This is a genomic window from Psychrobacter sp. W2-37-MNA-CIBAN-0211 (assembly GCF_040309405.1).
GTDB classification, from domain to species: domain Bacteria; phylum Pseudomonadota; class Gammaproteobacteria; order Pseudomonadales; family Moraxellaceae; genus Psychrobacter; species Psychrobacter glaciei.
In genome coordinates, this window is sequence record NZ_JBEOOU010000397.1 from 1 (window position 1) to 253 (window position 253).

Consider the following 253-nt stretch of genomic DNA (forward strand, 5'->3'; position numbering starts at 1 on the left):
TAGCACCCCATCGATACGGCGCTCTATCAAACGGCGGCGCGGTGGAAAGCTGACCACTTGCGGCTCTCGGTAACCATGCAAATGATTGTCACGCTTACGGGTCACATAGCCCATAGCACTGTCTAACAGCATGACCAGTAATGCCAGCGTAATCATGCCATACATAAACAGCGAGCCGCCTTCATCGAGACTTTGACTCAATACCGTGACGGATAATACAAACAACAGCATCGGCTCTACATAGCTCAATGCC

1 pseudogene is annotated in these 253 nt (G+C 51.0%); it reads right to left on the minus strand.

What is annotated here, in order from left to right:
* Window positions 1–253 (minus strand): annotated as a pseudogene (locus tag AAEY72_RS15640) (EamA family transporter RarD); the annotation flags it as partial.